The 5,218-nt window shown below is 45.8% G+C and carries 4 protein-coding genes and 5 pseudogenes; 4 read left to right on the top strand and 5 right to left on the bottom strand.

The genetic code is table 11. From position 1 onward, the window contains the following. Window positions 1-7: 7 nt before the first annotated feature. Window positions 8-332 (bottom strand): annotated as a pseudogene (locus ACE1AQ_RS00335) (IS4 family transposase); the annotation flags it as partial. 132 nt (window positions 333-464) lie between these two features. Beyond that, window positions 465-671, bottom strand: a pseudogene (locus ACE1AQ_RS00340) (transposase); the annotation flags it as partial. Window positions 672-808: 137 nt separating this feature from the next. On the opposite strand from ACE1AQ_RS00340, the gene ACE1AQ_RS00345 reads away from it, so the two are divergent. From ACE1AQ_RS00345 to hsdR, 4 genes and pseudogenes are all read left to right on the top strand, one after another. Next, window positions 809-1,042 carry a hypothetical protein gene (locus tag ACE1AQ_RS00345; protein ID WP_008197566.1) on the top strand — a complete coding sequence of 78 codons (234 nt, stop codon included), beginning with the start codon at window positions 809-811 and terminating at the stop codon, window positions 1,040-1,042. Continuing rightward, window positions 1,032-1,256, top strand: a pseudogene (locus tag ACE1AQ_RS00350) (type II toxin-antitoxin system RelE/ParE family toxin); the annotation flags it as partial. The gene ACE1AQ_RS00345 and the pseudogene ACE1AQ_RS00350, both read left to right, overlap by 11 nt. A gap of 105 nt (window positions 1,257-1,361) precedes the next feature. Beyond that, entirely contained in the window at window positions 1,362-1,535 is a 174-nt protein-coding gene (locus tag ACE1AQ_RS00355; RefSeq protein ID WP_157221716.1) for a hypothetical protein, read from the top strand. A 3-nt stretch (window positions 1,536-1,538) separates the two neighbouring features. Next, window positions 1,539-3,851 (top strand): EcoAI/FtnUII family type I restriction enzme subunit R, encoded by a 2,313-nt coding sequence (gene hsdR / locus ACE1AQ_RS00360; protein ID WP_110545427.1) that lies wholly within the window; start codon window positions 1,539-1,541, stop codon window positions 3,849-3,851. A 35-nt stretch (window positions 3,852-3,886) separates the two neighbouring features. Here the strand turns inward: hsdR and ACE1AQ_RS00365 are convergent. The 3 genes and pseudogenes from ACE1AQ_RS00365 to ACE1AQ_RS00375 form a co-directional block, all read right to left on the bottom strand. Next, window positions 3,887-3,988: pseudogene (locus ACE1AQ_RS00365) on the bottom strand (DUF4926 domain-containing protein); the annotation flags it as partial. Between the two features lie 98 nt (window positions 3,989-4,086). Then, window positions 4,087-4,312 (bottom strand): annotated as a pseudogene (locus tag ACE1AQ_RS00370) (DUF4926 domain-containing protein); the annotation flags it as partial. Beyond that, the gene (locus ACE1AQ_RS00375) at window positions 4,309-4,659 is read right to left on the bottom strand and encodes a DUF6883 domain-containing protein (RefSeq protein ID WP_008197578.1); all 351 of its coding nucleotides are present in this window, start codon (window positions 4,657-4,659) and stop codon (window positions 4,309-4,311) included. The pseudogene ACE1AQ_RS00370 and the gene ACE1AQ_RS00375, both read right to left, overlap by 4 nt. Between the last annotated feature and the right edge of the window lie 559 nt (window positions 4,660-5,218).

Here is a 5,218-nt window from a genome sequence, read left to right on the forward strand (position 1 = left end):
AGATGGCTCAAGGGGGTTCTATGGGGGAACTAATTTGATGAGACAGTTTCCAAGTCTGGCTGATATCATGTAACCTTCGCAGTCCCAACCAAATAGTTTTAACACCTGGTTCACCGTCACCTTTTCTACCTAAAAACCCCCCAAGAGAAGCAATCATTCTGACCGCTTCTGGCCAAGGAGGGCGGCTTTTCAGGTGGCGGACTCTTTTTATGAATAGTGGCACACAAAGATTGCCATTCATGTTCTTCCAAAAAACTTTCACAACTCTCCTCTCCGTGTAAGCGTGCTTGATAGGTTAACCAGAGTAATCTCCAAGCTACAATAGACCTCTTGCATAAATCCGAAAACAAACGATAGAAACAATAATGGGAGGGACTTTCAGTTAATTATTTATTAGTAGTTGATAATCTTCAAAAATGTTGCTGTACAAGGATCGACTTAAGACTTTTGCAAGAGGTCTGGTAGTAATCGTATACCGTTGACCACGGTGGTAGATCGTGGGGCATGGCTCGCCACTTGATCCCGTTATCGACCCAATAGAAAATCGCGTTGAGAATTTCTCGAATATTTACGGTGCGCGGACGACCGACTCCTTGATGCTCGGGAATCAAGGGTTTAAGGATTTCCCACTCATCATCAGTCAGGTCGGATGGATAGGGTTGTCTTTCCATTTACTTGTACTCTCCTTGTCTCTATTTCTTGCTTACAACCTCTTTTTCGATTCTGTCCACCTTTTTTACATTAATTTACGAACGCTCTCTTAGCCAGTAGAACCGTTAAAATGTAAATAGCGTCTTCCCGTAGCTCCATGATCATCCAAAAAATCATCGACGAACTCCACGAAATCCCTGAAGACCACCTGACTCAGATTTACGAGATCGTTCGATCCTTTCGCCTTGAATTAGAACGGGAACGATCGCACAACCCAGACGACACCCCAGACGAGGAAATCGTTGCCAACCTTAAACAAGGAATGCAAGAAGCCCTAGCGGGAAATACCATCCCCCTAGATCGAATGTGGGAAGACATTGATGTCGATTAACGAAAACCCCATCGAAATTAGACTCACCCCCCGCTTTCAAAAAGATCTCAAAATCCTCGCCAAACGCTATCGATCCATCCGCCAAGACTTACAACCCCTACTTCAGACCCTTCAGACAGGACAAACCCCCGGCGATCGCATTCAAGGATTCAATTTCCCCGTTTTCAAAGTTCGCCTCAAAAACAGTGATATTAAAAAGGGGAAAAGCGGCGGCTCTCCCAGCTTTGGTGGGTAAAATGTATTCTAAGATACATTTCTCAAGAGCGAGGGGGTGGAACGAACCACAAAGACACAAAGGACACAAAGATTGATCGATCCTATGTCAATTAAACTTATCACACAGAACCTAGAAGAGCCAAGCGGCGGTTATCGAGTTATCTACTACCTGCAAACCCAGACCGCCATCGTCCTCATCACCCTCTACTCCAAAACCGACCAAACCGACATAACCGATCGAGCGATGGCGGAAGCCATCAGCCAACTTGATTTCTAGCCCATGAACGAAGCCGAAACCAGAGCCGAACTGGTTGACCCTGCCCTCAAAGCCGCCGGATGGGGAGTCATTCCCGACAGTAAAATTCGTCGCGAGGTTATTGCCCCCGGTCGTCTAATCGGTTCCGGCCGGCGCAGTTCATCGAAAACCTGCGATTATGTCTTAGTCTATCGCGGTCACAAACTCGCCACCTTGGAAGCCAAAAAACGCGACGCGCACCCCACCGAGGGACTTGGGCAGGCCAAGGACTACGCCGAGCGCCTGCAAACCCCCTTCGCCCTCTGTAGCAACGGCCTCCGCATTTATCAAGTGGATACCCGCGCCGGAAAAGAAGGCTATATCGATCGCTACCCCACCCCGGAAGAACTCTGGGCGGCCACCTACCCCGATTCCAACCACTGGCGCGACCGTTTCGCCACCGTCCCCCCCGATAATAAAAGCGGGATGCGGGAGGCCCGCTACTACCAACACAACGCCATCCAGGCGGTTCTAGGAGCGATCGCAGCTGGTCAAAAACGGATGCTCCTGACCATGGCTACCGGCACCGGCAAAACAACGATCGCCCTTCAAATCGCATGGAAACTCTTTTATAGTAGTTGGAACCTCACTGGTGAACCGACCCACCGGCCCTGTATTCTCTTCCTTACGGATCGGAATATTCTGGCTAATCAAGCTTTAACCGAGTTTACCGCCTTCCCCGAAGATGCGCTCGTTAGGATCGAACCGAAGGAAATCCAGAAAACAAAGAAAGTCCCTAAAAACGGCAGTGTCTTTTTTTCGATCTTTCAAACCTTTATGACCCAAAACGGCGAGGAACTGGCCCCTAACTTCCTCGAATACGCTCCCGACTTTTTCGACTTGGTGATCGTGGATGAATGTCATCGGGGCGGGGCCAACGACGAAAGCACTTGGCGAAAAATCCTCGAATACTTCGCCCCTGCTGTACAACTGGGATTAACCGCCACCCCGAAACGGGATCTCAACGGCGACACCTACAAATATTTCGGCGAACCCCTCTACACCTATTTCCTGAAAGAAGGCATTAACGAGGGCTACCTAACCCCCTTTAAGGTGGTTGAATTCACCACCAGCCTCGACGAGTACCAATATGATCCCGACGATGAACTGATCGAGGGCGATATCGACGAAAACAAGGTTTATACTGAATCCGACTTTAACCGGATTATCGAGATCGAGGAACGGGAGCGCCAAAGGGTAAAAATTTTTATGGAGGCGATCAACCAAAACGAGAAAACCCTGGTTTTCTGCGCCAATCAAGACCACGCCCTAGCCATTCGCGATCTGATCAATCAAATGGCCATCAGCAGCGATCCTAACTACTGCGCTCGCGTTACCGCCAACGATGGCAGCTTGGGAGACACCCACTTAAAAAAGTTTCAAGATAACGAGAAAAGGCTCCCCACCATCCTCACCACCTCTCGCAAACTCTCCACCGGGGTGGATGCTAGAAACCTGAGAAATATCGTTCTACTGCGTCCGGTCAAATCGATGATCGAGTTCAAACAGATTATCGGCCGGGGGACGCGCCTTTTCGATAATAAGGACTATTTCACTATCTACGATTTTGTTAAAGCCCATGAAAACTTTAACGATCCCGAATGGGACGGGGAACCGCAGGAACCCGTGGTCATCGATCCGAGGCCGCGCCCCGAACCAACTGACGCGATCGAAGCTCCTCTCGACGAGCCGGATCCTCTGCCGATACGCCAGAAAATTAAAATCAAACTGGCCGACGGCAAGGAACGAGAACTGGAACACACCCAGAAAACAACTTTCTGGAACGCTGACGGAAACCTGATCTCGGCCGAGGAGTTTATCCAGCAGCTTTTCGGGGATATTCCCGATCTTTTTCAAGATGAAGCGGAATTACGCCTTCTCTGGGGCCGACCCGACACCCGCAAATCCCTGCTAACTGGACTCGCGGAAAAAGGCTACGGCGAGGAGCAGCTACAGGCGATCGCCCGTATCACCAACACGGAAAACAGTGATATTTACGACGTGCTGACCTATATCGCCTACGCAGCCAGACCCCTGACCAGAGAAGAGCGGGTAATCAAGCACAAAGATTTAATTTTCTCGAAATACACGGGAAAACAAGGGGAGTTTCTCGACTTTATCCTTGATCAGTATATTCGCTCTGGCGTTGGCGAGCTTGACCGGGAGAAATTGCCAAAACTGATCGAGATTAAATATCACACCATTAACGAGGCGATCTCCCAATTGGGAGACATTCAAGAAATTAGCGGGGTATTTATCAGTTTTCAGCCTTATCTCTACTTAGAAGACGCGGCCTAATCCCCCCTGCCACCCCATAGCGGATACACCACAGTTTAGGGTCTTTTGTCAACCGGAAAGTCCAGTAAAGAGCGAGTGAAATCTAAAATTTTTTGTTGCTTTTCCTTGGGTAATTTATTAATTAAAGCTGTTAGCTGTTAAGTAAGTAGTTATAATTAAATTGAAGATAGATTTTGCCTCTGATCCCCCCTGCCCCCTTGATAAGGGCGGTGTCTGACAACTTTTAACACCTAACTAATTAAAGATAACCACGTTTTGCTCTTAGCTTTCCAGATGACAATAAATTGCTGCATTGGCAGAGGACAAAGAGCTATAGTTTCCCCTCGATCATTACTAAATTCAATTTCGTAACAACCATCATTGTAGTCTTCAACGATTGTCCCTTGTTCTCCCATTATTAAGTTATATTCAGGCAAGTCAACTAATAATTCAACAAGGTCAAATAATTCTGGTTTAATCATGGTCTTTTTCTCACATATAAAGTTACTAATCTAGCTGTATCACTATCATGCTCAACAATCCATCCAGTCCTGACTATTTCTTTTTGTCCCGGTTCAATTCCTGTAATTTCTAGATCGACTTGATAACGTTGTCCATGGTTATCTGTACTTTGATAAACAGCGTTTGCTTCAAGAGCTTTGTCGGCAATTTGTTGTAGGAGTGGCTCATGATTATCTTGAGTATATCCTAAGTGCCGTTGAAACATGAGGGCTTTATTTAATCCTTTTGGATTGTCTAAATTAAGAGTATATTGAGTTAATTTCCTAGAATCTATTTTGACTTTGTTGACAATATCTTTTAATTTCATTTATAATCACTACTACCGCTATTAAAGCTTAAAACTCCTTTCCTTATCATTCAATTGCTGCCATTTTTCATCTGCTTTTGAATCGGGGTTAAGCTGTTGACTATATAAATTACTCGTTAAGATTGTCGGGGAGCGCCGGAGCTGCGGAGCAGGGAGAAGCAGTTCGAGCATTTGTACTAAAATTTTCCCTACCCAGTTTAAATTCAGTACAGCTTATCAGGTTTCAAGGATTGTCTTTGTCAATAAGGCTCCCTTGTTGCGTTGAATAATTATGAGAGATATTGTACAGTATTGAAAAATACCCGAGAGAATATCAATGCTTAAAAAATCTAAGAGTACAATTGTTATTTTGTTAACCATTACCTTTTTAGCTTTAGGAGCTACATCAGCAATAGCGATGCAAATTTTTGTCAAAACGATCTGACAGGGGGACAAGCAGGCTGAAAAGCTTATGTAGCATGGAATACAGATACAGACTCAAAAAAAAGATAAGTCATATATAGTAAATATAACCTAGATAACGAAAATGATAAGTGAACTATACCAGAAAGTCTTAGAG

Source organism: Microcystis sp. BLCC-F209, assembly GCF_041928595.1.
Taxonomy (GTDB): domain Bacteria; phylum Cyanobacteriota; class Cyanobacteriia; order Cyanobacteriales; family Microcystaceae; genus Microcystis.

What these genes read in the sequence shown, in the direction of transcription:
- ACE1AQ_RS00345 (WP_008197566.1), top strand. Translation starts at nt 809, where the DNA reads ATGATCATCCAAAAAATCATCGACGAACTCCACGAAATCCCTGAAGAC.
- ACE1AQ_RS00355 (WP_157221716.1), top strand. Translation starts at nt 1,362, where the DNA reads ATGTCAATTAAACTTATCACACAGAACCTAGAAGAGCCAAGCGGCGGT.
- hsdR (WP_110545427.1), top strand. Translation starts at nt 1,539, where the DNA reads ATGAACGAAGCCGAAACCAGAGCCGAACTGGTTGACCCTGCCCTCAAA.
- ACE1AQ_RS00375 (WP_008197578.1), bottom strand. Translation starts at nt 4,659, where the DNA reads ATGAAATTAAAAGATATTGTCAACAAAGTCAAAATAGATTCTAGGAAA.